Annotated in this window: 29 protein-coding genes; 12 read left to right on the forward strand and 17 right to left on the reverse strand. The window is 59.9% G+C overall.

What is annotated here, in order from left to right:
- The first annotated feature begins 1 nt into the window (after position 1).
- The 4 genes from HBR94_RS09790 (at position 2) to HBR94_RS28615 (ending at position 1,482) form a co-directional block, all read left to right on the forward strand.
- Positions 2–289 carry a hypothetical protein gene (locus HBR94_RS09790; protein WP_128593294.1) on the forward strand — a complete coding sequence of 96 codons (288 nt, stop codon included), beginning with the start codon at positions 2–4 and terminating at the stop codon, positions 287–289.
- Positions 290–421: 132 nt separating this feature from the next.
- A complete protein-coding gene (locus tag HBR94_RS09795) occupies positions 422–688 on the forward strand; it encodes a barstar family protein (protein WP_170044633.1) in 267 nt (88 codons plus the stop codon).
- Between the two features lie 207 nt (positions 689–895).
- Entirely contained in the window at positions 896–1,210 is a 315-nt protein-coding gene (locus HBR94_RS09800) for a hypothetical protein (protein WP_120734352.1), read from the forward strand.
- Between the two features lie 8 nt (positions 1,211–1,218).
- On the forward strand, positions 1,219–1,482 hold the full coding sequence (locus tag HBR94_RS28615; RefSeq protein ID WP_262383377.1) for a hypothetical protein: 264 nt from the start codon (positions 1,219–1,221) through the stop codon (positions 1,480–1,482).
- Between the two features lie 379 nt (positions 1,483–1,861).
- Here the strand turns inward: HBR94_RS28615 and HBR94_RS09810 are convergent, their stop codons facing one another.
- The 3 genes from HBR94_RS09810 to HBR94_RS09820 form a co-directional block, all read right to left on the reverse strand.
- Positions 1,862–2,137 (reverse strand): HU family DNA-binding protein, encoded by a 276-nt coding sequence (locus HBR94_RS09810; protein ID WP_003213368.1) that lies wholly within the window; start codon positions 2,135–2,137, stop codon positions 1,862–1,864.
- Positions 2,138–2,327: 190 nt separating this feature from the next.
- Positions 2,328–3,476 carry an FAD-dependent oxidoreductase gene (locus tag HBR94_RS09815; protein ID WP_170044635.1) on the reverse strand — a complete coding sequence of 383 codons (1,149 nt, stop codon included), beginning with the start codon at positions 3,474–3,476 and terminating at the stop codon, positions 2,328–2,330.
- 38 nt (positions 3,477–3,514) lie between these two features.
- Positions 3,515–3,682, reverse strand: a complete 168-nt coding sequence (locus HBR94_RS09820) for a rubredoxin (protein WP_032856748.1) — start codon at positions 3,680–3,682, stop codon at positions 3,515–3,517.
- Positions 3,683–3,878: 196 nt separating this feature from the next.
- On the opposite strand from HBR94_RS09820, the gene HBR94_RS09825 reads away from it, so the two are divergent.
- The gene (locus HBR94_RS09825) at positions 3,879–4,442 is read left to right on the forward strand and encodes a chorismate lyase (protein WP_115129297.1); all 564 of its coding nucleotides are present in this window, start codon (positions 3,879–3,881) and stop codon (positions 4,440–4,442) included.
- Positions 4,442–5,332, forward strand: a complete 891-nt coding sequence (gene ubiA, locus HBR94_RS09830; protein WP_057440536.1) for a 4-hydroxybenzoate octaprenyltransferase — start codon at positions 4,442–4,444, stop codon at positions 5,330–5,332. The genes HBR94_RS09825 and ubiA overlap by 1 nt, the downstream gene beginning before the upstream one ends.
- Before the next feature lie 56 nt (positions 5,333–5,388).
- Here ubiA and HBR94_RS09835 read toward each other — a convergent pair whose 3' ends face one another.
- The gene (locus HBR94_RS09835; RefSeq protein WP_057444223.1) at positions 5,389–5,769 is read right to left on the reverse strand and encodes a hypothetical protein; all 381 of its coding nucleotides are present in this window, start codon (positions 5,767–5,769) and stop codon (positions 5,389–5,391) included.
- A 152-nt stretch (positions 5,770–5,921) separates the two neighbouring features.
- Between HBR94_RS09835 and phoB the strand changes: the two genes are divergently transcribed.
- From phoB to HBR94_RS09850, 3 genes are all read left to right on the forward strand, one after another.
- On the forward strand, positions 5,922–6,611 hold the full coding sequence (gene phoB / locus HBR94_RS09840) for a phosphate regulon transcriptional regulator PhoB (protein WP_003176964.1): 690 nt from the start codon (positions 5,922–5,924) through the stop codon (positions 6,609–6,611).
- A gap of 45 nt (positions 6,612–6,656) precedes the next feature.
- A complete protein-coding gene (gene phoR, locus HBR94_RS09845; protein WP_057961178.1) occupies positions 6,657–7,979 on the forward strand; it encodes a phosphate regulon sensor histidine kinase PhoR in 1,323 nt (440 codons plus the stop codon).
- A 258-nt stretch (positions 7,980–8,237) separates the two neighbouring features.
- Positions 8,238–9,578 carry a hemolysin family protein gene (locus HBR94_RS09850; protein ID WP_057440537.1) on the forward strand — a complete coding sequence of 447 codons (1,341 nt, stop codon included), beginning with the start codon at positions 8,238–8,240 and terminating at the stop codon, positions 9,576–9,578.
- Positions 9,579–9,606: 28 nt separating this feature from the next.
- Here HBR94_RS09850 and HBR94_RS09855 read toward each other — a convergent pair whose 3' ends face one another.
- The 8 genes from HBR94_RS09855 to HBR94_RS09890 all read right to left on the reverse strand — a co-directional run bounded on the left by HBR94_RS09855 (position 9,607) and on the right by HBR94_RS09890 (position 20,091).
- The gene (locus tag HBR94_RS09855) at positions 9,607–10,284 is read right to left on the reverse strand and encodes a M23 family metallopeptidase (RefSeq protein ID WP_057961179.1); all 678 of its coding nucleotides are present in this window, start codon (positions 10,282–10,284) and stop codon (positions 9,607–9,609) included.
- Positions 10,285–10,450: 166 nt separating this feature from the next.
- Positions 10,451–11,350: a response regulator gene (locus HBR94_RS09860; RefSeq protein ID WP_057961180.1), complete on the reverse strand. Its 900-nt coding sequence runs from the start codon at positions 11,348–11,350 to the stop codon at positions 10,451–10,453.
- Positions 11,351–11,518: 168 nt separating this feature from the next.
- The gene (phoU, locus tag HBR94_RS09865; RefSeq protein WP_057961181.1) at positions 11,519–12,280 is read right to left on the reverse strand and encodes a phosphate signaling complex protein PhoU; all 762 of its coding nucleotides are present in this window, start codon (positions 12,278–12,280) and stop codon (positions 11,519–11,521) included.
- Between the two features lie 70 nt (positions 12,281–12,350).
- A complete protein-coding gene (pstB, locus tag HBR94_RS09870; RefSeq protein WP_029289934.1) occupies positions 12,351–13,184 on the reverse strand; it encodes a phosphate ABC transporter ATP-binding protein PstB in 834 nt (277 codons plus the stop codon).
- A gap of 204 nt (positions 13,185–13,388) precedes the next feature.
- Positions 13,389–15,059, reverse strand: a complete 1,671-nt coding sequence (pstA, locus tag HBR94_RS09875) for a phosphate ABC transporter permease PstA (RefSeq protein WP_170044637.1) — start codon at positions 15,057–15,059, stop codon at positions 13,389–13,391.
- 15 nt (positions 15,060–15,074) lie between these two features.
- Entirely contained in the window at positions 15,075–17,108 is a 2,034-nt protein-coding gene (locus HBR94_RS09880) for an ABC transporter permease subunit (protein ID WP_169960158.1), read from the reverse strand.
- A gap of 428 nt (positions 17,109–17,536) precedes the next feature.
- Positions 17,537–18,520, reverse strand: a complete 984-nt coding sequence (locus tag HBR94_RS09885; protein ID WP_057440542.1) for a phosphate ABC transporter substrate-binding protein PstS — start codon at positions 18,518–18,520, stop codon at positions 17,537–17,539.
- A 290-nt stretch (positions 18,521–18,810) separates the two neighbouring features.
- Positions 18,811–20,091, reverse strand: coding sequence for an MFS transporter (locus HBR94_RS09890; RefSeq protein ID WP_170044660.1), 1,281 nt, complete (start codon positions 20,089–20,091; stop codon positions 18,811–18,813).
- A gap of 241 nt (positions 20,092–20,332) precedes the next feature.
- Between HBR94_RS09890 and HBR94_RS28465 the strand changes: the two genes are divergently transcribed.
- The 3 genes from HBR94_RS28465 (at position 20,333) to HBR94_RS09900 (ending at position 22,003) form a co-directional block, all read left to right on the forward strand.
- A complete protein-coding gene (locus HBR94_RS28465; RefSeq protein WP_198799473.1) occupies positions 20,333–20,560 on the forward strand; it encodes a hypothetical protein in 228 nt (75 codons plus the stop codon).
- A gap of 93 nt (positions 20,561–20,653) precedes the next feature.
- On the forward strand, positions 20,654–21,058 hold the full coding sequence (locus tag HBR94_RS09895; RefSeq protein ID WP_003176975.1) for an acyl-CoA thioesterase: 405 nt from the start codon (positions 20,654–20,656) through the stop codon (positions 21,056–21,058).
- A gap of 57 nt (positions 21,059–21,115) precedes the next feature.
- On the forward strand, positions 21,116–22,003 hold the full coding sequence (locus tag HBR94_RS09900) for a D-hexose-6-phosphate mutarotase (protein ID WP_115129298.1): 888 nt from the start codon (positions 21,116–21,118) through the stop codon (positions 22,001–22,003).
- A gap of 54 nt (positions 22,004–22,057) precedes the next feature.
- On the opposite strand, the gene HBR94_RS09905 is transcribed toward HBR94_RS09900, so the two are convergent.
- The 5 genes from HBR94_RS09905 to HBR94_RS09925 form a co-directional block, all read right to left on the reverse strand.
- The gene (locus HBR94_RS09905) at positions 22,058–22,594 is read right to left on the reverse strand and encodes a DUF3299 domain-containing protein (protein WP_057440544.1); all 537 of its coding nucleotides are present in this window, start codon (positions 22,592–22,594) and stop codon (positions 22,058–22,060) included.
- 78 nt (positions 22,595–22,672) lie between these two features.
- The gene (locus tag HBR94_RS09910) at positions 22,673–22,918 is read right to left on the reverse strand and encodes a GlsB/YeaQ/YmgE family stress response membrane protein (protein ID WP_029289950.1); all 246 of its coding nucleotides are present in this window, start codon (positions 22,916–22,918) and stop codon (positions 22,673–22,675) included.
- A 100-nt stretch (positions 22,919–23,018) separates the two neighbouring features.
- Positions 23,019–24,104: a 5-(carboxyamino)imidazole ribonucleotide synthase gene (locus tag HBR94_RS09915; protein ID WP_057444228.1), complete on the reverse strand. Its 1,086-nt coding sequence runs from the start codon at positions 24,102–24,104 to the stop codon at positions 23,019–23,021.
- A gap of 12 nt (positions 24,105–24,116) precedes the next feature.
- A complete protein-coding gene (purE, locus tag HBR94_RS09920) occupies positions 24,117–24,608 on the reverse strand; it encodes a 5-(carboxyamino)imidazole ribonucleotide mutase (protein WP_057440545.1) in 492 nt (163 codons plus the stop codon).
- 513 nt (positions 24,609–25,121) lie between these two features.
- On the reverse strand, positions 25,122–26,030 hold the full coding sequence (locus HBR94_RS09925; RefSeq protein ID WP_057440625.1) for a LysR substrate-binding domain-containing protein: 909 nt from the start codon (positions 26,028–26,030) through the stop codon (positions 25,122–25,124).
- Positions 26,031–26,086 lie beyond the last annotated feature (56 nt).

The raw sequence follows: 26,086 nt of genomic DNA on the forward strand, positions 1-26,086 counted from the left end.
TATGAACAATCTCATAGAGGCACTCAACGCTGGGAAACGCCGAGGCTACGAGGAAAGACGTGAAATAGATGGGGCCTCATTTCTATTTCAATACGCCATAAAAAAACAGAACAATCTGTATTACACCTATTTTTTCTCAATAGACGAGTCCCAAATGGAAGTCATTGAAGATGATGAAAACGAAGAAATACTGACATTTCCGAGTCTCGATGAAGCATTGAGTCACTTAATCAGCAGAGGTGCCATAGTGGAGAAACTTTCAGCCATCAAAAACACCTTGCCTTTTTAAGAGCAAAGTGGCCAGCTGATAGTAAGCGAGCAAACTTACCAAAGGGGAAAACGGGACTATTTTATTTAAAGTCCATTACACTCCAATCCCCATGATTTCCTTCATAGAAATCAACCTTGGCAGGTGAGATTTGTGAATATAAAAGAGATTATTGAACTGGACTTTTCTAAAATAGAAGGCTTGGATCAACTGTACGTAGCTCTTGCTGAAAAAATCGGGTTCCCTGAGGACTATGGCAAAAATGTCGATACAGTAATTGACTGCTTATTTGGTTTACGCTATCCCGAGGATAGGTATGACCATAATAAATTTAGACCTAACAGAAAAATAACAACTCATACAAAAAACATCACGAACGCTCAAAAACAAACGACAGAATCACTTATTCTTATCATTTAATTCGTAAATTACAAATGCCAATTCAAAGAAACTCCCGCATTAACCTTTTTACTCCTTGAGCGCTGCCCCTTAAAATTCTCAATTATTCCGCCGGGCACAGGGAAAAGCTTAAATATTTATTTAAGATATTTAGAGATAACCTGACAGATCACGATCCTCATTTGATAAAGTGCTGTGATATTCGTCCCGTCCAACATGGAAATTTTTATGCCTCTTGACTTTATGGCAGCAGAAAATCAGAAAGACATTAATGAGAACACTCCAGTTTTTTGCTTGAGTGAATCTACCCATGGCGCTCTTATGGGCGCATCAGCACCAAGAAAAGATTTCCCAAAGACGCACAAATTTTCTGATTATTACGCCGACACAAGTATTCTATTCGGCGAAATTCTACCTTTAGTGACTGAAATCGAAAAAGCGACAAAGTTAAAAAACTTAAACTCCAGCGAATTGAAAGATCTAGTCAAGTTCCTTCAAAGTGCTTATAGCAAAAAACTGAATGTTTTTATTTATTGCGACTAACCCAATTCATGACGGATCTGACAGCACCTAAGCCCGGCGATTTATTTTACTTTCCGGCCCTCAATGCAAACGATGAACCGGGCTTCGTGATCGCACGCTACATTGAGCTCATACCACCAGCGCTCGGCCATTTGATCGAGGTGTTCGCCCATTTTTGTACAAAGATCCCTGCCTCTATCGAGGATAGTAGACACGTCGCGCCGATTATTCAGGCCGATATTCTGCAGCCTGCGCTCGTCGGGCATTCCAAGCTGGAAGATACTTTTCAGTGATCCGGGGTATAAAAACCCAACTCCCATTACGACAAAATCCAATTTGCCTTTATAAAGGCGAATCTGGATGGGTGGTACCAGCCATCCAGCGACCGCAGAACAACTTTCGGGGATAGTGCATTCCCTCTGTTGGCGAAGGGACCATGTTGTTTTTCGCGTAATTACTCATCTACGAGAAGCCATCGGGGAAAACGAATGCATGGGGCACTTTGATTTACCGGAAGACTTGCGAGCTGATAGAAACATTGGACTTGAACGTGTAAACAAGGCAGCGTACAGCATGCAGTTGCTGTTCAAGAGCAAATAAAAATGGGCACCCAACCCAGTCAGCGTGCCCATTTTTCATACCTCCCCGCCTCCCTTCGAGACGGTGCCGTGCTTACGGGTTGACGCTGTCTTTAAGCGACTTGCCCGGTTTGAACGCTACGGTGTTGCTCGCCTTGATTTTCACCGGCTCGCCGGTTTGCGGGTTTTTGCCGGTGCGGGCGCCGCGGTGGCGCTGCAGGAAGGTGCCGAAACCAACCAGGGTGACGCTGTCCTTGCGGTGCAAGGCGCCAGTGATTTCTTCAAGAACGGCGTTGAGGACGCGGTTGGCCTGTTCTTTGGTCAGGTCTGCTTTTTCTGCAATGGCGGCTGCGAGTTCTGGTTTACGCATAGGTGAAGCCTCTTTGACGGTTTTTTGTTGTTATGTCCGTGCTGCTCTCTGCTGGAGCAGCGCCAAGGCGCCGCAGGCTCTACTCTGCGGCAGACGGGAGTGAGAATGGCATGCCATTGGTGCCTGCGCCAGTCTCGCGGCGACCTTTCTAGGGGGAAAAAGGTGCTTATTCCGACAGAACGACCAGCATTTACGCCAGCAGAGGCGGAAGTTCCTTATTTAGGGCCAGTTTTTCCATGACCGCAGTGCCCGTCAGCGCGTAACCCAGCAGGCGCCCGCTGGCATCGCGGCACAAGGCCTTGATGTCACCGCCCTGCCCCTCGACGCTCCACACGCCCTCAAGGCCCCGTGGCGGCGGCGAGACTACCAGTGGGCACGCCAGGGTTTTCACCGTGACGGGCATCGGCCCGTAGTTGACCGCCGTGGCGTTGCCCGCCAGGGTCTGGGCCAGGGCGCGGGCGCAGCTCATCAGGGGCATGACGTACAGCAGGTTCAGGCCATCGACCTCGGCGCAGTCGCCCAGGGCGTAGATATTGGCGTGGGAGGTCTTGAGGTGGCGGTCAACCATGATTCCACGGTTGATTTGCAGGCCGGCCGCAGCCGCCAGGTCCACCCGTGGGCGCAAGCCAATGGCGGAGACCACCAGGTCGCACTCGATCACCGTGCCATCGGACAGATGGGCTTCCAGGCCGTCCACCGTGCGTTGCAGGCGGTTGAGCACCGGCCCCAGGTGGAAGCGTGCCCCAAGGCCTTCCAGCCCGGCTTGCACTGCTGCGGCCGCGGCCGGGTGCAGCAGGGTCGGCATGACTTGCTCGCACGGTGCCACCAGATCGATGGTGTAGCCGCCCAGGATCAAGTCGTTGGCAAACTCACAGCCGATCAGGCCCGCGCCCAACAGCAGCACACGGCGCTTGCCGGCAGCGGCGTGGCGAAAGCGCGCGTAGTCTTCCAGGTCGTTGATCGGGAAAATCAGATCAGCGGCATCGCCCTCGACCGGTACCTTTACCGTCTGGGCGCCCCAGGCCAGGATCAGGTCGCGGTAGACCACCGCCTCCTCGCCGATCCACAGGCGCTTGTGGCCAGGGTCGATGCCGCTGATGCGGGTATGGGTGCGCACTTCGGCCTTGAGTTGCTCGGCCATCGCGCCAGGGGTCGCCATGCTCAGGCCATCGGCGTCCTTGTTTTTGCCAAAGCCGGTGGAGAGCATGGGTTTGGAGTAGGAACGCCCGTCATCCGCGGTGATCAGCAACAACGGAGTTTCGCTGTCGAGTTTACGAAACTCCCGAGCCAGGTTGTAACCGGCCAAGCCCGTACCGATGATCACGACAGGTGCGCTCATTCCATTCTCCTTGTAGTACGTTTCTTAAATTCAGCGAATCAACCGATTTCGATCATTTCGAAATCCATTTTGCCGACGCCGCAGTCCGGGCACAGCCAGTCTTCCGGGACGTCCTGCCACAGGGTGCCGGGGGCGATCCCGTCATCCGGCCATCCGTCCGCTTCGTTGTAGATCAGGCCACAGACTACACATTGCCACTTCTTCATTACTTACTTCCTCAGGGTCCAGGCGTACTGGCCGACAGTCGATAGATCCAGCATTGCTGTGCGGCTCAAGGCGTTTTGTACTGATCGGGGCGCCCAGATGCAAGCACGTTCGACCCAATGTCCTGGCGCAACCCGGCAAAAATCCGGGTGAGCATGGTAAGCTCGGCGCCTCATTAACTGCCAATAATGACTCCCCGTGCCGCATTCGATTGCCGTTCCCGATGCTTGCCAATGGCTGAACCAGAGCCTTCTGCACCCCCTGCCCACGCCTCCTGCCCTCGACTGGCTGTTCGATGAGGGCTCTCTGACCCGCCGCCTGACGCACCTGTCCAACGACGGCTTCAGTGTCACGCCATTGTACGAAGGCTGGCAGCCCCTGCGAGACGACGAATGCGCCGCCCTCGACCTACCCGTCGCCAGTATTGGCTGGGTGCGCGAGGTGTATTTGCGCGGTCACGGCCAGGCCTGGGTCTTCGCCCGCAGCGTTGCAGCGCGCAGTGCCTTGCAGGGCGATGGCTTGCATATGGATGAGTTGGGCAGCCGCTCCCTGGGTGAGCTGCTGTTCTGTGACCGGGCCTTCAGCCGCCAGGCCATCGAAGTCTGCCATTACCCACGGGCCTGGCTGCCGAAGGCAGATCAGGCCAGTGGCTTATGGGCGCGGCGCTCGCGTTTTGATCGCGGGGCGTTGAGCGTGTTGGTGGCGGAAGTGTTCCTGCCGAGCCTGTGGCAAGCGGTGCAGCAATCTGCGGAGAATGGCTGATGTACCAGCGCCTGCTCCAATCCCTGAACCGCCTGAACCCACGGGCCTGGGACTTCGTGCAACTGACGCGGATGGACAAGCCCATCGGCATCTATCTGCTGCTGTGGCCCACCCTCTGGGCGCTGTGGATTGCCGGCGAGGGCTCGCCTTCGTTGAGCAATATCGTGATCTTCGTGCTCGGCGTCGCGCTGACCCGAGCCGGGGGTTGCGTCATCAATGACTGGGCTGACCGCAAGGTCGACGGCCACGTGAAGCGCACCGCGCAACGCCCGTTGGCGAGCGGCAAGATCAGCTCGAAAGAAGCCTTGGTGTTTTTTGCCGTATTGATGAGCATCAGCTTTGTGCTGGTGCTGCTGACCAACGCCGCGACCATCTGGCTGTCCCTGGGCGGCCTGGCGCTGGCGGTCAGCTACCCGTTCATGAAGCGCTACACCTATTACCCGCAAGTGGTGCTGGGCGCGGCGTTTTCCTGGGGCATGCCCATGGCGTTTACCGCCGAGACCGGCAGCCTGCCGGCCATTGCGTGGTTGCTGTATATCGCCAACCTGCTGTGGACGGTGGCCTACGACACCTATTACGCGATGACTGACCGCGATGATGATTTGAAAATCGGCGTCAAATCCACCGCGATCCTGTTTGGCGATGCCGACCGGATGATCATCCTTACCCTGCAGGGGTTGGCGCTGCTCTGCCTGCTGCTGGCGGGCTCACGCTTCGAGCTGGGCGGTTGGTTCCACCTGGGGTTGCTGGCGGCAGCAGGGTGTTTTGCCTGGGAGTTCTGGTACACCCGGGATCGGGACCGGATGAAGTGCTTCAAGGCGTTTTTGCACAACCATTGGGCAGGGCTGGCGATCTTCCTCGGGATTGTCGCTGACTACGCCCTGCGATAAACGTGGCGAGCGGGCCGCACCCTCATCACGAGGAGCCCGCATGCCACAGTAATGGCTTAGGGTTTGGCGATCTTCCAGGCGCCGTCCATTTTGCCGTCGCCGGTCGCGTCGCCAGCTTTTTTGTCCATGATGAAGGTGTACAGCGGCTTGCCGCCATAGGCCCACTGGCTGGTGTTGTCGTCACGGGTGATCACGGTCCACTTGCCCATCGGTTTATCGGTGGACTCGGCCTTCAACGGCGGCCAGTTGGTCGCGCACTTGTCATTGCACATGGACTTGCCGTCAGCATCCTTGGCGAAGGTGTAGAGGGTCATCTCCTTGTGATCCACCAACATCCCGTCTTTAGTCATGGCGGGCTCTGCCGCGAAAGCCAGTGTTGGCAGGGTCAACGCCGCTGTGACCAGCAGGGCTTTCCAGGAAAAAGTACGTTGATTCATCGGAACCTTCCTTTTGCGGTTGTCAGGATTCGGACTCAAAGCGTAGTTCAGGACCACGCCTATTGCGCAGGCCAGTAAAATACTGTCACACGACTGCAATAATTCCGTTATCTAATGCGGCGCAAGACAGTTAAATGACAAGAGGACTTAGCATGGTTGGCAGGAGCATTCTGATCGTTGACGACGAAGCGCCCATTCGCGAAATGATCGCCGTTGCGTTGGAAATGGCCGGCTATGACTGCCTGGAGGCAGAGAACTCCCAGCAGGCCCACGCCATTATCGTCGACCGCAAGCCGGACCTGATCCTGCTGGACTGGATGCTGCCCGGCACCTCCGGCATCGAATTGGCTCGGCGCCTCAAGCGCGATGAGCTGACCGGGGATATCCCGATCATCATGCTCACCGCCAAGGGCGAAGAGGACAACAAGATCCAGGGCCTGGAAGTCGGCGCCGACGACTACATCACCAAGCCATTTTCCCCACGGGAACTGGTTGCCCGCCTGAAGGCCGTGCTGCGCCGCGCCGGCCCGACCGATGGCGAGGCACCGATTGAAGTCGGTGGCCTGCTGCTGGACCCGATCAGCCACCGCGTGACCATCGACGGCAAACCTGCCGAGATGGGCCCCACCGAATACCGCCTGTTGCAGTTCTTCATGACCCACCAGGAGCGTGCCTACACCCGCGGGCAATTGCTCGATCAGGTGTGGGGCGGCAATGTGTATGTCGAGGAACGCACCGTGGACGTGCATATCCGCCGCCTGCGCAAAGCCTTGGGCGATGCCTACGAGAATCTGGTACAAACCGTGCGCGGTACCGGTTATCGGTTTTCCACCAAGGGCTGAGCCAACCCCACCCAGACTTAACAGCCGACAAGGACGCATGTTCAAGTGAATCAAAACTGGCATGGCACCCTGATCCGCCACATGCTCTTGCTGGTCACCGGCTGCCTGTTGGTGGGCCTGATCAGCGGCTACTACGGCTGGAGCCTGGCCATTGGCCTGGGTCTTTACCTGGGCTGGACCCTCAAGCAATTGCTGCGCCTGCACGAATGGCTGCGCCAGCACAAACCCGACGAGGCACCACCCGACGGCTACGGCCTGTGGGGCGAGGTGTTTGACAGCATCTACCACCTGCAACGCCGCGATCAGCGGGTACGTGGCCGCCTGCAGGCGGTGATCGACCGTGTCCAGGAGTCGACTGCCGCGCTCAAAGACGCGGTGATCATGCTCGACAGCGACGGCAACCTGGAATGGTGGAACCGCGCCGCCGAGACCCTGCTGGGCCTGAAGACGCCCCAGGACAGCGGCCAGCCGGTGACCAACCTGGTACGCCATCCGCGCTTCAAGGAATACTTCGAGCAGGAAAACTATGAGGAAGCCCTGGAAATCCCCTCGCCCACCAACGACCGGGTGCGCATCCAGCTGTACCTCACGCGCTACGGCAACAACGAGCATTTGATGCTGGTGCGCGACGTCACCCGCATCCATCAGTTGGAACAGATGCGCAAGGATTTCGTCGCCAACGTCTCCCACGAATTGCGTACGCCCCTGACCGTGATCTGTGGCTACCTGGAGACGCTGCTGGACAACGTCGAAGAGGTCAACCCGCGCTGGAGCCGTGCCTTGCAGCAAATGCAGCAACAAGGCTCACGCATGCAGACCCTGCTCAACGACCTGCTGCTGCTGGCCAAGCTGGAAGCCACCGACTACCCCTCGGACAACCACCCCGTGGCCGTACAGGGCCTGCTGCAGACCATCAAGAACGATGCCCAGGCCCTGTCCGGCGAGCGCGGCCAGATCATTACCCTGGAAGCCGACCCGTCGGTGCTGCTCAAGGGCAGCGAGGGCGAGTTGCGCAGCGCCTTTTCCAACCTGGTGTTCAACGCCGTGAAGTACACCCAGGACAAAGGCACGATCCGCATCCGCTGGTGGGCCGATCACCAAGGGGCGCACCTAAGCGTGCAGGATTCGGGGATTGGTATCGACAGCAAGCACTTGCCACGCCTGACCGAGCGTTTCTACCGCGTCGACTCCAGCCGTAACTCCAACACCGGCGGCACCGGGCTGGGCCTGGCGATCGTCAAGCATGTGTTGCTGCGTCATCGGGCCCGCCTGGAAATCAGCAGTGTGCTGGGCCACGGTAGCACCTTTACCTGCCACTTCGCGCCGACCCAGGTCACCCATGCGCAAACAATCGCGGTGAAGGATTAATCTGAAAATACCCCCCACCGCCTGTGGGACCGGGCTTGCCTGCGATAGCATCACCTCAGTGCTTCTGTAAGCGCCAGGCGCCTGCATCGCAGGCAAGCCAGCTCCCGCATAAGCCCGCTGCAGCAGGCATTCACGGTTCCACCCGGCAGCCGCCACTAGGCAAGCGCCCCTTCAGCCGCTACATTGCCTGACTTGTGCCCGCCCTTGAGGCACAGCCATCACCCCTTTTTGAATACACGGAACCCGCAAAACCCCATCATGGACCCTTCCCCTGGTATCACCCTCGCGACACTCTTCGCCGATTTCGGCATGATTCTTTTTGCACTGATCCTGGTACTGCTCAACGGTTTCTTCGTTGCGGCGGAATTTGCCATGGTCAAACTGCGCGCCACCCGTGTCGAGGCGATCGCCCACACCAATGGCTGGCGCGGGCAGATCCTGCGCACCGTACACAGCCAGCTCGACGCCTACCTGTCGGCCTGCCAGCTGGGTATCACCCTTGCCTCCCTGGGCCTGGGCTGGGTCGGTGAGCCGGCCTTCGCGCACATTCTGGAGCCGATGCTGGGCGCCATGGGCGTCGAATCGGCCGAAGTGATCAAGGGTGTGTCGTTCTTCGCTGCCTTCTTCGTGATTTCCTACTTGCACATCGTGGTCGGTGAGCTGGCGCCCAAGTCCTGGGCCATTCGCAAACCCGAGTTGCTGTCGTTGTGGACGGCGGTGCCGCTGTACCTGTTCTACTGGGCCATGTACCCGGCGATCTACCTGCTCAACGCCAGCGCCAACGCGATCCTGCGCATCGCCGGCCAGGGCGAGCCCGGCCCGCACCACGAGCACCACTACAGCCGTGAAGAGCTCAAGCTGATCCTGCACTCCAGCCGTGGCCAGGACCCGAGCGACCAAGGCATGCGCGTGCTGGCCTCGGCCGTGGAAATGGGCGAGCTGGAAGTGGTGGACTGGGCCAACTCGCGGGAAGACCTGGTGACCCTGGACTTCAACGCGCCGCTCAAGGAAATCCTTGCACTGTTCCGCCGCCACAAATTCAGCCGCTACCCGGTGTACGACCCGGTGCGGGGTGAGTTTGTCGGCCTGCTGCACATCAAGGACCTGCTGCTGGAACTGGCGGCCCTGGACCATATTCCCGAGTCGTTCAACCTGGCCGAACTGACCCGCCCACTGGAGCGCGTATCCCGGCACATGCCGCTGTCGCAACTGCTCGAGCAGTTCCGCAAGGGCGGCGCGCACTTTGCCCTGGTAGAGGAAGCCGACGGCAACATCATCGGCTACCTGACCATGGAAGACGTGTTGGAAGTGCTGGTGGGCGATATCCAGGACGAACACCGCAAGGCCGAGCGCGGCATTCTTGCCTACCAGCCGGGCAAGCTGCTGGTGCGTGGTGATACGCCGCTGTTCAAGATCGAGCGCCTGCTGGGCATCGACCTGGACCACATCGAAGCCGAAACCCTCGCCGGCCTGATCTACGACACCCTCAACCGGGTGCCGGAAGAGGAAGAAGTGCTGGAAGTGGAAGGCCTGCGGATCATCATCAAGAAGATGAAAGGCCCGAAAATCGTGCTGGCCAAGGTCCTGATGCTCGACTGAGCCCCTGTAGGAGCCGGCTTGCCGGCTCCTACAACCCCGACGCAAAGTTGGGCAAGGCCTGTACCGGCTGCGTGAACTCATACGGAATCGACACCCACCCCGCCCCCGTATCGCGCTGCACCACAAAATGCAGGTGTGGCCCGCTGCTGTTGCCGGTATTGCCCGACAGCCCCAGCAGGCTGCCCACCCCCACGCGCTGCCCGTCCCTGACGCTGACCGACCCTTGCTTGAGGTGCAGATACACGCCCTGGGTGCCGTCATCGTGCAACACCCGCACGAAGTTGCCCGAAGGGTCACTGCCGCGCCCGGCTTGGTTGTTCTCGGTCTTCACCACCAAGCCGCCCCGCGCAGCGATGATCGGCGTGCCCTCAGGCATGGCGATATCCATGGCGTAGCGACTCTTGACGTCAGAGTGACTGAACGTGCCCCCAGGGCCCTGGGTCAGGCGGAACGGACCGCCACGCCAGGGCAAGGAGTAACGTTGGAACTGGGCGGGCCGCAGGTGACGTGGCGGCTGAGGATCAAGCGCCTGGCGCTTTACCGGCGCCACCCGGCGCTCCTGGAAGACAAACGCCTGGGCGCCAGGAGTCTTCTGGTCGCTGAAAAACACCACGCCACGGGCATCGGTGGAACGATAGAGGGTCATGGCCAGGGTCGATGAGGCGACCGCGCACAGGCCACAAAACAACATAAAACGCACAAGCATCGGATAAACCTGCCGGGTATGACTGAACGGCAGGCTAGCAAGGGTTCATGACAATGTTGTGTGGACTAACGACCCCTGTAGGCGTCGGCTTGCCTGTCACTGATGCAGCGACAGACAGACCGAGATCGCTGGCAAGCCAGCGCCTACAGGTGATCGAGGTTTTGCTTCAGGCACCCGGCACAAAATGCTTCTGCGCGGTGCCTCGGGCAATCAGCCGGGAGATGTAGTCGAGCTTCTGCGCGTCCTGGTCGATAAAGCGGAAGGTCAGTTGCAGCCAGTCGCTGTCAGGGCGCGGCTCGTAGGCGACGATGGCGTGCAGGTAGCCGTTGAGGCGTGCGGTTTCGGCGTTCTCGCCTTGTTCAAGGTCGAGCACCGCGCTTTCCAGCACTTGTGGCAGGACGTCGCCCCGGCGTACCACCAGCAGCGCCTCCTTGATGCTCAGGCCCTTGATCACACATTGCTGGGTGCCACTGGACAGGCGCAGTTGGCCCTGGCCGCGACCGCTGGCGGCCGAGGGGGCGGCGGTGGGCTGCACTGCCGGGCTGTTGAGCAAACCTTTGCTCGGCGCGGCCACCGGGGCCGGCTTGACCGCTTCGGGCTTGCCGCCGGTCAGGGCGCTGAGGGAGTCGTTGCCAAAGGCCGAGTTCATCTTGGTCGGCGCGCTGGCCAGCAAGGCGTCGAGGCGGCCGATCTTGTTCAGGGCCTGCTTGACCTTGTTCAGCAATTGCTCGTTGGTGAACGGCTTGCTGACATAACCGGAGACGCCGGCCTGGATGGCCTGGACCACGTTTTCCTTGTCGCCGCGGCTGGTGACCATGACAAACGGCATGGACTTGAGCTGAGGCTGCTCACGGCACCAGGTCAACAGTTCCAGGCCAGACATTTCCGGCATTTCCCAGTCGCACAGCACCATGTCGAAGGTTTCGCGCATCAGGATGGCCTGGGCCTTTTTGCCGTTCACCGCATCTTCAATCTTGATACCGGGGAAGTAGTTACGCAGGCACTTCTTCACCAGGTCGCGAATAAACGAGGCGTCATCCACCACCAATACACTGACTTTACTCATCGACCCTTCATCCTCTCAAAACCCCGGCAAGCAAAACGCTTAACTGATGGCATTTTGCCAAAAACTCGTCAGTCACGCCGGGACTTTACAGCCGCCCGCAGCGCAAAACTCATACGCCACAAACGCAAACGCCCGACCAGAGGTCGGGCGTTTATTTCTCGGGCAATCTTACTTATCGTCAGATTCGGCCGGAACATTAGGGATTTGATCGGCTGTGCCTTCAACTTCGGCTTTCATGCGCTTGAGGCCCATGTGCCGTACGTCGGTGCCGCGCACCAGATAAATCACCAATTCCGAGATATTGCGCGCGTGGTCGCCGATCCGCTCCAGGGAACGCAGCACCCAGATGATGCTCAACACCCGCGAGATAGAGCGCGGGTCTTCCATCATGTAGGTCGCCAGCTCACGCAGGGCGGTCTTGTACTCGCGGTCGATGATCTTGTCGTACTGGGCCACGGACAATGCCAGGTCGGCGTCAAAGCGCGCAAAGGCATCCAGCGCGTCGCGCACCATGTTGCGCACCTGGTCGCCGATGTGGCGCACTTCGACGTAACCGCGTGGCGCTTCACCTTCTTCGCACAACTGGATAGCGCGACGGGCGATTTTGGTGGCTTCGTCGCCGATACGCTCGAGGTCGATCACCGACTTGGAAATGCTGATGATCAAACGCAGATCGGACGCCGCCGGCTGGCGACGGGCGAGGATGCGCAGGCATTCCTCGTCGATGTTGCGCTCCATCTGGTTGATCTGGTCGTCGATCTCGCGCACTTGCTGGGCCAGGCCCGAGTCGGCCTCGATCAGCGCGGTGACCGCGTCGTTGACTTGCTTCTCCACCAGCCCGCCCATGGCCAGGAGGTGGCTGCGCACTTCCTCAAGCTCGGCGTTGAACTGCGCGGAGATGTGGTGGGTAAGGCCTTCTTTACTAATCATGTTGGCGTCCTTGGAGCGTCCGGTAAGGTGCGGAGAACCGCAGCGTCAGTGCAATCAGAACCACAGCTTCCTAGCCGTAACGACCGGTGATGTAGTCTTCGGTCTGCTTCTTCGCCGGATTGGTGAACAGGGTATCGGTATCGCCGAATTCCACCAGTTTGCCCATGTACATGAACGCGGTGTAGTCGGAAACCCGTGCCGCCTGTTGCATGTTGTGGGTCACGATGACAATGGTGAACTTGGACTTGAGCTCGTAGATCAGCTCTTCGACTTTCAGCGTCGAGATCGGGTCGAGTGCCGAGCACGGTTCGTCGAGCAGCAGTACTTCCGGCTCCACGGCGATGGTCCGGGCAATCACCAGACGCTGCTGCTGGCCGCCGGACAGGCCGAGGGCCGATTCGTGCAGGCGGTCCTTGACCTCATCCCACAGCGCCGCGCCCTTGAGGGCCCACTCCACTGCTTCGTCGAGGATGCGCTTTTTGTTGATGCCCTGGATGCGCAGGCCATAGACCACGTTTTCGTAGATGGTCTTGGGGAACGGGTTGGGCTTCTGGAACACCATGCCCACCCGGCGACGCAGCTCGGCCACATCTTCGCCCTTGCGGTAGATGTTGCTGCCGTAGAGGTTGATCGCGCCTTCCACACGGCAACCGTCCACCAGGTCGTTCATGCGGTTGAAGGTGCGCAACAGCGTGGACTTGCCGCAGCCCGACGGGCCGATAAAGGCGGTCACGCGCTGCTTGGGGATGTTCATGCTGACGTCGAACAGCGCTTGCTTCTCACCGTAGTACAGGCTCAGGCCCGGAACTTCGATGGCCACGGTTTCTTCGGCCAGGCTCAGGCTCTGCTTGTCGCGACCCAGGGCTGACATGTTGATGCCGTGGGAATGGGTTTCATGTTGCATGGGATGCTCCCTGTGCTACCAATTCGTTTCGTTGAACCGCGGCTTCATAGTGGGCCTTGCGGTTTACCTCAAATCTGTTTCCAACTCGGTTCCCTGTGGGAGCGGGCTTGCTTGCGAAAGCGTCAGGTCAGTCAACCAATCTATTACTGAGACACCGCATTCGCGAGCAAGCCCGCTCCCACATTAGGTCCGCGTTCAATTCAATCAGCTGTCCAGCGCCTTGTATTTTTCGCGCAGGTGGTTACGAATCCATACCGCCGACAGGTTCAGCGTGGCGATCACCAGCACCAGCAGGAACGCGGTGGCGTACACCAGCGGGCGGGCCGCTTCGACGTTGGGGCTCTGGAAGCCGACGTCGTAGATATGGAAGCCCAGGTGCATGATCTTCTGGTCCAGGTGCAGGTACGGGTAGTTGCCGTCCAGCGGCAGCGACGGCGCCAGCTTGACCACACCCACCAGCATCAGCGGTGCGACTTCACCCGCGGCGCGGGCCACGGCGAGGATCATGCCGGTCATCATCGCCGGGCTGGCCATGGGCAGGACGATTTTCCACAGGGTCTCCGCCTTGGTTGCACCCAGTGCCAGGGAACCTTCACGCACGGTGCGTGGGATTCGCGCCAGGCCTTCCTCAGTGGCCACGATCACCACCGGCACCGCCAGCAGCGCCAGGGTCAACGAAGCCCACAACAGGCCCGGCGTACCGAAGGTTGGTGCCGGCAGGGCTTCGGGGAAGAACAAGCGATCCACCGAACCACCCAGCACGTAGACGAAGAAGCCCAGGCCGAACACGCCGTAGACAATCGCCGGGACGCCCGCCAGGTTGTTCACCGCGATACGGATGATGCGGGTCAAGGTGTTCTGCTTGGCGTATTCACGCAGGTAGACCGCCGCCAGTACGCCAAACGGGGTCACGATCATCGCCATGATCAAGGTCATCATCACGGTGCCGAAGATCGCCGGGAAAATCCCGCCTTCGGTGTTGGCTTCCCGTGGGTCATCGCTGAGGAATTCCCAGACCTTACTGACATAGAAACCCATCTTGGTCAGGGTGCCCATGGCGTTCGGCTGGTAGGCGTGCACCACGTGGCCAATATTGATTTCCAACTCTTTGCCGTTGGCATCGCGGGCCGTGAGGCTGTCGCGGTTGAACTGGGCGTGCAGGTCGGTCAGGCGCGCTTCGACGGCCTGGTAACGGGCATTCAGCTCGGCGCGATCGGCATCCATATCGGCCTGGGCGGCGGCGTCGAGCTTGCCGTCCAGCTCCAGCTTGCGACCGTGCAGGCGGATGCGCTCGAGACCGGCGTTGATCGCGCCGATGTCGACTTTCTCAAGGGTCTTGAGATCGGCAGCCAGCTTGTTCACCCGCTCAACCCGCGCCTGCAGCTCTGGCCACGCAGCCTCGCCTTCGGCGATGACTTTGCCATCCTGCTTGACGTTGACCAGGGTGCCGTAGAAGTTGCCCCACTCACGACGCTCGATGACCATCAACTCGGCAGGCGTGGTCTGGTTGGTCAGCCACTCGCCGACGATCCAGGTGAAGTCATTGCCGTTCAAGTCACGGTTGCCGACCTTGATCAGCTCGCGGGTCATGAACTCCGGACCTTCGTCCGGCACCGGCAGGCCAGCGCTTTTCAGGCGCTCGCGCGGCACTTGTTCTTTCTGTACCACTTCGCCGATGACGATGTGGTTGGCCTGGCCCGGCACGCCGTAGTTGGCCTGGATCAGGTCAGCCGGCCAGAAGTGACCCAAGCCGCGCACGGCAATCACAGCCAGCAAACCAATGGTCATGATGACCGCGATGGCCACCGCGCCACCGCTGATCCAGACGCCGGGGGCGCCGCTCTTGAACCATCCATTCAGGGAGTTCTGTTTCACAGACTTCTACCTTTCTTAAAGCGACGAGTATTTCTTGCGCAGACGCTGACGGATCAGCTCGGCGAGGGTGTTCATGACGAAGGTAAACAACAGCAGTACCAGCGCCGAGAGGAACAGCACCCGGTAGTGACTGCCGCCCACTTCCGACTCGGGCATTTCCACCGCGACGTTGGCTGCGAGCGTTCGCAGGCCTTCGAACAGGTTCATCTCCATGACCGGGGTGTTACCCGTGGCCATCAGCACGATCATGGTTTCACCCACCGCACGGCCCATGCCGATCATCAGCGCCGAGAAGATCCCTGGGCTGGCGGTCAGCAATACAACGCGGGTCATGGTCTGCCAAGGCGTGGCGCCCAGGGCCAGGGAACCCAGGGTCAGGCCGCGCGGTACGCTGAACACGGCGTCTTCGGCGATGGAGTAGATGTTCGGGATCACCGCAAAACCCATGGCCAGGCCGACAACCAGGGCGTTGCGCTGGTCGTAGGTGATGCCAAGGTCGTGGGAGATCCACATGCGCATGTCGCCACCGAAGAACCAGGTTTCCAGGTACGGGCTCATGTACAGCGAGAGCCAGCCCACAAACAGGATCACCGGGATCAACATCGCACTTTCCCAGCCATCGGGAACCCGCAGGCGGATCGACTCAGGCAGGCGGCTGAAAGCAAAACCAGCCACCAGGATGCCAATCGGCAACAACATCAGCAGGCTGAAAATCCCCGGCAGGTGCCCTTCGACATACGGCGCCAGGAACAGGCCGGCGAAGAAGCCGAGGATCACCGTCGGCATCGCTTCCATCAGTTCGATCACCGGCTTGACCTTGCGGCGCAGGCTCGGGGCCATGAAGTAGGCGGTGTAGATCGCCGCGGCAATGGCCAGTGGTGCAGCCAGCAACATGGCGTAGAACGCGGCCTTGAGCGTACCGAAGGTCAGTGGCGCGAGGCTCATCTTGGGTTCGAAGTCGCTGTTGGCGGCGGTCGATTGCCAGACGTATTTAGGCTCGTCGTAGTTTTCGTACCAGACCTTGCTCCACAACGCGCTCCAGGACACTTCCGGGTGTGGGTTGTCGAGGGCCAACGGCTGCAGCTTGCCGCCGGCTTCGACGATCACACGGTTGGCCCGTGGCGACATGCCGAAGATGCCTTGGCCTTCTACAACCGGGTCCACCAGCAGGGTGCGATGCGCGGTGCTGTGGAACACACCGAAGTTGCCGGAGGCATCCAGGGCGGTAAAGCCTTTACGACGCTCTTCAGCGGTGATTTCCACCACGGGTGTGCTGCCCATCTGGAACGTGCGGATCTGCTTGAGGTGTTGCTCGCCATCCGGGTCGCGGGCCATGAACCACTGTGCCAGGCCGCCCTTGGAGTCGCCGACGATCAGCGAGATACCGCCCACCAGCTGGGTGCTGGCGGTGATTTCGGCGCTGCCATCTTCCAACAACTTGTATCGACCGTTGAGGCTGTTGTCGCGCAGGCTGAACACATCGGCCAGGGCGCGACCGTTGATCACATACAGCCATTGCTGGCGCGGATCGACGAAGATCGCTTTCACAGGCTCAGTCATTTGCGGCAAGTCGATGCGCTTCTGCTCGCTGACCACTTCGCCGGTCATCATGTTTTCTTCGCGGCTCACCGACAGCACGTTCAGGTGCGAACCAGAGGAACCGGCAATGACCAGCGTGGTGTCGGTGGCGTTGAGGGCCACATGCTCCAGCGGACGACCGGCCTCATCGAGCACCATCGGCGCTTCGCCGTAGGGGTATTCGATTTCCGGCGAAATGGTCTTCTTACCGTCCGGGTAGGACACTTTATAAGTGTGGCGGAACACCAGGGACTGACCGTTGGACAGACCGAGGATCACCAGCGGGCTGCCCGGCTGGTCTTCACCGATGGACACCACACTGGCGCCGGCCGGCAGAGCCAGGTCGACCCGCTTGAGCTCAGCGCCGGTGTCGACAGTGAAGAACAATGCCTGGCCCTTGTCGGAAACCCGCATGGCGACCTGGTTCTGTTCTTCCAGCGAGATCAGCAACGGCTTGCCGGCATCCTGCATCCAGGCAGGCGTCAGGGCCTCGTCCTTGGTCAGGCTGGCACCCTGGAACAGTGGCCCGACCACGTAGGCCAGGAAGAAGAAAATCAGGGTGATAGCGCCGAGGACGGCGAGACCGCCGACCAGCACGTACCAACGGGTCAGGCGGTCCTTGAGCGCGCGGATGCGGCGCTTGCGTTGCAGCTCAGGCGTATTGAAGTCAATGCGCTTGGGAGGAGAAGTCGTCGTCATGGTGGAATTGGCCAGATCATTCATGCGCACACCCTAGCGATCCTGTATGACAGAAAGATGACAATGCAGTGACGCAAGAAATCCGCCGCGTAGCAGGGCTGGCAGCGGACCGAAAAATTAGGGGTGTAGGCACGCTTGTTGTGAGGGCGGGCAAGCCCGCTCTCACACAAGAGCATGCGTCTACACCAGGTAATGCAGGCTTATTTGCCTTCTTTCAGACCCAGCTCAGCCAGGGTCTTTTCGACCACTTTAGCTGGCAGTGGGATGTAGCCGTCTTTCACTACAACTTCCTGGCCCTGTTTGGACAGAACCAGTTTCACGAACTCGGCTTCCAGCGGGGCCAGAGGCTTGTTCGGGGCTTTGTTGATGTACACGTAGAGGAAGCGCGACAGCGGGTACTTGCCGTTCAGGGCGTTCTCTTCGGTGTCTTCGACGAACTCGCCGCCTTCTTTCTTGGCCAGGGCCACGGTTTTCACGCTGGCGGTCTTGTAGCCGATGCCCGAGTAACCGATGCCGTTCAGCGAGGAGCTGATGGACTGCACGACCGAAGCCGAACCTGGCTGTTCGTTGACGTTGGGCTTGTAGTCACCTTTGCACAGGGCTTCTTCCTTGAAGTAGCCGTAGGTGCCGGATACCGAGTTACGACCGAACAGTTGCACCGGCTTGTTGGCCAGGTCACCGGTCACACCCAGGTCGCCCCAGGTCTTGACGTCAGCCTTGGCACCGCACAGACGAGTCGACGAGAACACGGCGTCGACCTGAGCCATAGTCAGGTGCTTGATCGGGTTGTCCTTGTGTACGAACACAGCCAGGGCGTCCACGGCCACCGGGATAGCAGTCGGCTTGTAGCCGTACTTCTGCTCGAAAGCCTGCAGTTCGTTGTCCTTCATCTTGCGGCTCATCGGGCCCAGGTTAGCGGTGCCTTCGGTGAGTGCAGGCGGCGCGGTGGAAGAACCGGCGGCTTGAATCTGGATATTGACGTTCGGGTATTCTTTTTTGTAGTTCTCGGCCCACAGAGTCATCAGGTTGGCCAGAGTATCGGAGCCGACACTGGACAGGTTGCCCGATACACCAGAGGTCTTGGTGTAGGGCTTGATCGCAGGGTCAACAGCGGCGACCGCGTTGGCAGTGGCTACGCCAGCAGCGACAAAAGTCATTGCCGCCATCAAACGCTTCAGTTTCATGCCTTACTCCTAGCAGATAGGGATAGTTGGATCGGGGCCAAGTATCGGTAGGCCGTGTGAACACTCTATGTCTGGAATATGACAATTAGATGAAAGGCCAGTATTGGCAGGAAAAGCGGATGCGGGATAGAAGCTGAGTAAATGCGGGGGCGAAGCGAGGAGTTGCGGTTATTCAGAAATACTCTGTAAACGTTGTAAGAGCCGACTGCCGGCAATGGGGCCCTTGAATTGTGCGCTGTTCAAGGAGCGCCATGGCCGGCAAGCCGGTTCCTACAGGGGACTTGCCAGGATCAACGCCCGCGTTTCCACAGGTAGGCACCCACCAGCATCCCCATCGTGCAGATCACGGCGACGTAGTACGCCGGGCCCATCGGGCTTTCTTTCATCAGCAGCGACACCACCAACGGCGTCAGACCACCGAACACCGCGTAGGCAACGTTGTAGGAAAACGACAGGCCGCTGAAGCGCACCACCGGTGGGAAGGCCTTGACCATCACGTAGGGCACCACGCCGACCACGCCGACGAACAGGCCGGTAAGGGTGTACAGCGGGAACAGCCAGTTTGGGTGGTCCAGCAGGCTGTGATACAGCGTCCACGAGGTCGCGAGCAGCAACGCGCAGCCGGCGATCAGCACGCGCCCGGCGCCGAAGCGGTCAGCCAGTGCGCCGGAGAGGATGCAGCCCAGGCTCAGGGTGACGATCGCCAGGCTGTTGGCCTGCAACGAGACTGTCGGGCTGAAGTGGTAGATGGTCTGCAGCACGGTCGGGGTCATCAGGATCACAACGACAATGCCGGCCGACAGCAGCCAGGTCAGCAGCATCGACAGCAAGATGGCGCCACGGTGGTCACGCAGGACCGCACGCAATGGCAGCTCGGCAGCCAGGGTCTTGCGCTGCTGCATTTCGGCGAAGATCGGGGTTTCGTGCAGCCAGCGGCGCAGGTACACCGAGAACAGGCCGAACACACCGCCCAACAGGAACGGGATCCGCCAGGCGTAGTCCGACACTTGCTCCGGGGTGTAGATCGTGTTGATCGCGGTGGCCACCAGCGAACCCAGGAGGATCCCGGCGGTCAGACCGCTGGTCAGGGTGCCGCAGGCATAGCCGATATGGCGTGGCGGTACATGTTCAGAAACAAAAACCCACGCGCCCGGCACTTCTCCACCAATCGCCGCGCCCTGGATCACGCGCATCAGCAACAACAGGATCGGGGCCCACAGGCCGATCTGCGCGTAGGTCGGCAACAGGCCCATGATCAGGGTCGGCACCGCCATCATGAAGATGCTCAGGGTGAACATCTTCTTGCGCCCCAGCAGGTCGCCGAAGTGCGCCATGATGATCCCGCCCAGCGGCCGCGCCAGGTAGCCGGCGGCGAAGATGCCGAAGGTCTGCATCAGGCGCAGCCATTCGGGCATGTCGGCGGGGAAAAACAGTTTCCCGACCACAGTGGCGAAGAACACGAAGATGATGAAGTCGTAGAACTCCAGCGCGCCCCCCAGGGCGGACAGCGACAGGGTTTTGTAGTCGTTGCGGTTCAGCGGTCGTGCGGGCGGCGCAATGCTTGAAGGCACTGTGGTCATGGCAAGGCTTCTCTTATTAGGTCAGATCAGGAATCCGCAACAGTGCTGGTTTGGCCTGGCAGGTCCGGCAAGATAACAAATTGCCCGCAAAAGCACAGTCTAAACACCTGCACAGCGACTGGCGTCGACTCGCAAAGTCACCACCTTGCAAGGCCCGCCTATTCCCTCTTCGAATTATTATCGGGGACCGAAAACGCCAGCAAATACTGGAGCGCAGAGTTCAAAAGGCACAATGGTCAAACCCCTCAAGTTGCATGACTGTTTTGGCCATTTCCTTGACGCCTGTGAAGCCGTGCAGATAGATGTACAAAATCAGGGCCGGACGGTCGTCGCGCAGGCTATCGACCGATATACTGCCCACCTTGCACCGGCATATCCGTGGAAGTTGCGCGAAAACGTCGTTGGCACCGGCCAGCCGATTTCGCAGAGTTTCCCTTCAGGCGCCTTTCGAAAAACGTGACGAACGTAGTATGTTCGGGGCTGAATCGTTTTTCCAAGACGGCTATTCACCGATTACATAGTCCAAGAGTCACGGGTCAGAGGCACCCCCGGCATGATCGAACTCGAACAAGAAGATCCTATCCCGCAAGGCGATCTCGCCCTGCAAATCACCGCACTCCCCCGTGAAACCAACGGTTTCGGCGATATTTTCGGCGGCTGGCTGGTGGCGCAGATGGACCTGGCTGGCACGGCAATGGCCAGCAAGGTCGCCGGTGGTCGCGTGGCTACCGTCGCCATTGACCGCATGGCCTTCCTGGTTCCGGTGGCAGTGGGCGCGCAACTGTCCTTCTACACCCAGGCCCTGGAAATCGGCCGCAGCTCGATCCAGATGATGGTCGAAGTGTGGAGCGATGACCCGCTGTCCAGCGAATGGCGCAAAGTCACCGAGGCGGTGTTTGTGTTCGTCGCCATTGATGGCAGCGGTCGCACTCGCTCGGTTCCGTCGCGGGCGCGTTAAACCTCGCGGCGGTTTGGCGGTCCATTGCCCCATTGCCTGTCACTAAGAGAGCCTTGTATGCCTACGCCCCACCTTGAAACCGTGAAAATGGATGAGCTGGACTGCTGGCGCATCCGCCACAACGGCGCCGAAGTGCTGGTGGCCCAACAAGGCGCGCACATCTTCAGCTACCAGCCCGCGGGCGCCAAGCCGGTGATCTGGCCCAACGACCAGGCCGTATTCAAGGCTGGCAAAGGTATCCGTACGGGTGTGCCGGTGTGTTGGCCGTGGTTTGGTGTATTTGACCGCAACCCGCAAAGCGTCAAGGCGATGCGCCAGAGTGATCAGCCGGCCGGCGCCCATGGTTTCGCGCGCACGGCCATCTGGACCTTGGCCGGCGTCGAAGACAATCGGGTTGAGCTGGTACTGCCGGCACCTGCTGGCGGCTTCCCGGATTGGCCGCATCAGGTCGATCTGAAAATGAGCATCCTGCTCGACGAGCAACTGCATATCCGCCTGACCAGCCACAACCGTGGCACCGACACCGTGACCATCAGCCAGGCGCTGCACAGCTACTTCGCAGTCAGCGACGTGCGCAAGGTGCAGGTCGAAGGCCTGGACGGATTGGACTATATCGATACCGCCGACGGCTGGGTGACCAAGCAACAGGCCGGCGCGCTGCACTTCGCTGCAGAGACCGATCGTATCTACCTCGATACTCCAGCCCAATTGAACATCGTCGATCAAGGCTGGCAACGCCGGATCCAGCTCACCAGCGAAGGGTCCAAATCGACCGTGATCTGGAACCCATGGACCGAACGGGCCAAGGCTTTCGATGATATGGCCGACGATGGCTGGCAGGGCATGCTGTGCATCGAGACGGCGAACGTGCTGGACGATGTGGTGGCATTGGCACCGGGCGCTAGTCACACCATGGGTGTGAGCATCGCCAGCCTGCCCCTGTAAACCCAATCGAATGTGGGAGCAGGCTTGCTCCCACAAGGGGATTTTTGGCGCCGGTTACAGGTCCGACTCCTGCACCACCCGCACCACCCCCGCATCCAGCGCATACGCTGCATCCGCCAGGTCGTTGTTGACCGTCTCCACCTTCAACGTGCCAGTGACCCACAACGGCGTGTAGATATCGTCCAGCTTCAAGCCTTTGGGATAGCGCACCAGCACCAGTTGATTGGGTGGCGGCGGCGGTACGTGGATACAGGCGCCCGGGTAAGGCACCAGGAAAAACAGGGTGCTGCGGCCCTTGGCATCGGTTTCCAATGGCACCGGATAACCGCCAAGACGGATGTGCTTGCCGTTCATGGCGGCCACGGTCTTGGTCGAATACATCACCGCCGGCAAGCCCTTGCTCTGTTTCAGGCCACCCTTTTCGGTAAAGGTGCCCAGGGCTTCTGGGGAGTTGTGGTCGATATCCGGCATTTGTTCGAGAGCCTTCTGGTCCGACTCGGGCATCAGTTCCAGCCAGTCGGTTTCCGTAAGCTCAGCGGCGTGGGCCAGGCTTGAACCCAGCAAAAGGACAGTCAACAGAAGGCGGCGCATGAAGGGGCTCGGCAAATAAGAACAGTGCCGGCATTCTAGCCCTCTGCGCCTGCGCAGCGCAGAGGGCTTGTCGCTAAATTACTTCTTTTTCAGCAGACCGTAGATCACCAGCAACACAATGGCACCCACCAGCGCGCCAATGAAACCTGCACCCTGACCTGCCTGGTAGATACCCAGGGCCTGACCGCCATAGGTCGCCGCCAGGGAGCCGGCGATTCCCAGCAGGATGGTCATGATCCAGCCCATGCTGTCGTCGCCTGGTTTCAGGAAACGCGCCAGCAGGCCGACGATCAAACCGATAAAGATGGTCCCAATGATACCCATGGCATTTCCCTCTGAATGAAAGTTAGCTGAAGCCTAGTCAGACTTTGGCGTCCTGCAATCAGAGGATGGCGGTCACCAATGGTTCCCGCCAGCCCGTGGGTTATTGCGCGGCGATCAGCGCCTGGACCTTGGCGATCTGCGCGTCGAGTGTCGCGCGGTCCTTGCAACGCAGGTTGGCGTGGCCGACCTTGCGCCCGGCCTTGAACGCCTTGCCGTAGTGATGCAGGTGGCAGTCATCAATCGCAATGACCTGCTCTACCGGCGGCACCACGCCAATGAAGTTGAGCATCGCGCTCTCGCCCACCTTGGCCGTGGAACCCAGTGGCAAGCCCGCTACCGCCCGCAGGTGGTTTTCGAACTGGCTGCACTCGGCGCCTTCGGTGGTCCAGTGCCCGGAGTTATGCACGCGCGGGGCAATTTCGTTGGCCTTGAGGCCACCGTCGACTTCAAAGAACTCGAATGCCATCACGCCGACATAATCCAGTTGCTTGAGCACTCGGCTGGAATAGTCTTCGGCCAGGGCCTGCAACGGGTGGTCGGTGCTGGCCACGGACAGCTTGAGGATGCCGCTGTCGTGGGTGTTGTGCACCAACGGGTAGAAGCGCGTTTCGCCATCACGGGCGCGCACGGCCACCAGCGAGACTTCGCCGGTAAACGGCACGAAGCCTTCCAGCAGGCAGGCGACGCTGCCCAGTTCGGCGAACGTGCCGACCACATCGGCTTCGGTACGCAGGACTTTCTGGCCCTTGCCGTCATAACCCAGGGTGCGGGTTTTCAGCACCGCCGGCAGGCCGATGCTGGCGACCGCCGCATCCAGGTCCGCCTGGGACTGGATGTCGGCGAAGGCCGGAGTCGGAATGCCCAGGTCCTTGAACATGCTCTTTTCGAACCAGCGGTCACGGGCGATGCGCAGTGCTTCAGCGCTCGGGTACACCGGGACGAATTGCGACAGGAACGCCACGGTTTCGGCTGGCACGCTTTCGAATTCGAAGGTCACCAGATCGACTTCATCGGCCAATTGGCGCAAGTGGTCCGGGTCGCTGTAGTCCGCCCGCAGGTGTTCGCCCAGGGCCGCCGCACAGGCGTCCGGCGCCGGATCAAGAAACGCGAAGTTCATCCCCAGCGGCGTACCCGCCAAGGCCAGCATGCGACCCAGTTGGCCGCCACCGATTACACCGATTTTCATCAATCAACAACCTCAGGCGATGCGTGGGTCTGGATTGTCCAGGACGCTGTCAGTCTGTTCGGCGCGGAATTTCTTCAAGGCCGCGTGGAACTGTGGATGCTTGGCGCCCAGGATACTGGCCGACAGCAATGCCGCGTTGATCGCGCCGGCCTTGCCAATCGCCAGGGTGGCCACCGGAATCCCGGCGGGCATCTGCACGATGGACAGCAGCGAATCCACACCCGAGAGCATCGACGACTGCACCGGCACGCCGAGCACCGGCAAGTGGGTCTTGGCCGCACACATGCCCGGCAGGTGGGCTGCGCCACCGGCACCGGCGATAATCACCTCGATGCCACGGGATTCTGCTTCATCGGCATACTGGAACAGCAAGTCCGGCGTGCGGTGGGCGGAAACCACCTTCACTTCAAACGGAATGCCGAGTTTTTCCAGCATATCGGCGGTGTGGCTAAGGGTGGACCAATCGGACTTGGAGCCCATGATCACGCCAACCAATGCACTCATCGTCGTGCCTCTTCTCTCTGGGCGCCCGCAGGCGCGTCAAAAAACAACAAGCCACGCGGGAAATCCGGCGTGGCTTGTTGTACGAATTAAGGCCGGTTGGACCGGCCGAAGGCCGCGCAGTATACCGTAATAATGCAGATAAACAGCCCCTGTGCCGACCATCTGTCTTACGCTTCAAACCTGCGGTTTTATTGACTTTAGAGTCAGCGAAAACACCCCGAAATACTCTGGGAGCTGGCTTGCCTGCAATGTCGGCTGATACACCGCTATCGCAGCATAGGTATCTACACAACTCTCTATCTAGTGCTTATTGGGTTTGTGTGCATATCCGTTGCTGCGGTAATGGCCACTTAGGGTTCCGCCCTTACGGCGGGTCACTTTCGAAGAGCGCGAAGCTGCCTTCCCCTGTGGGAGCGGGCTTGCCCGCGATGACGGTGTATCAGTCGATAAATCTATTGGCTGACCTGCCGCCATCGCAGGCAAGCCAGCGCCCACATTTGTTCTGTGTTGGGCTCAGCTATTCTGCGCCGCCCCACCTTCCAGCTTGCGCCACAGCAATCGCACGTTCGCCTTGCGCACCAACGCACAGCGATACAGGCGAATCTCCAGCGGCACATGCCACTGCGGCCCACCACACACCACCAGCTCGCCCCGGGCCAGTTCGGCGCGCACGCTCAACTGTGGCACCCAGGCAATCCCCAACCCTTCCAGGGCCATGCTTTTCAGGCTGTCAGCCATGGCGGTTTCATACACCGTGGTAAAGCGCAGCGCGCGCTGGCGCAACAGCAGGTTCACCGAACGGCCGAGGAACGCCCCGGCGCTGTAGGCCAGCAGCGGCACACTGCCCTCGCCTTCCAGGTCGAACAACGGCTTGCCATCGGCATCGGCGGCGCACACCGGGAGCATTTCAGTGTTGCCCAAGTGCAGTGACGGGAAAATCTCCGGATCCATTTGCATGGCTGCGTCCGGGTCGTAGAACGCCAGCATCAGGTCGCAGCCGCCTTCGCGCAGGGCGTGCACCGCATCGCCGACGTTAGTCGCGACCAGGCGCGTGGCGATGTTCAGCCCTTCGTTGCGCAATTGCGCGATCCAGCGTGGGAAAAAACCCAGCGCCAGGGAGTGCGCCGCCGCCACTTGCATGACTTCGCCCTGGCCGCCTTCAAGGTGATGCAAATGCCGCAGCACCTCGCCCAGTTGCTCAACCACCGTACGCGCCGTGACCAAAAACAACTGCCCCGCTGCCGTCAGCTCGACGGGCGTGCGCGAGCGGTTGACCAGGGTCAGCCCCAGGGCCGCCTCAAGGCTGCGGATGCGTCGACTGAAGGCCGGCTGGGTGACAAAGCGCCGCTCCGCCGCCTGGGAGAAGCTGCGCGTGGCCGCCAGGGCGCTAAAGTCTTCCAGCCATTTGCTTTCAAGGTTCATCTGATTCTCCAGGGCATGCACCATTTTGGCACACACGCCCGCCATGATAACCGGGT

It is taken from the genome of Pseudomonas sp. WS 5412, from assembly GCF_012985615.1.
In the GTDB taxonomy this organism is placed as follows: Bacteria; Pseudomonadota; Gammaproteobacteria; order Pseudomonadales; family Pseudomonadaceae; genus Aquipseudomonas; species Aquipseudomonas shahriarae.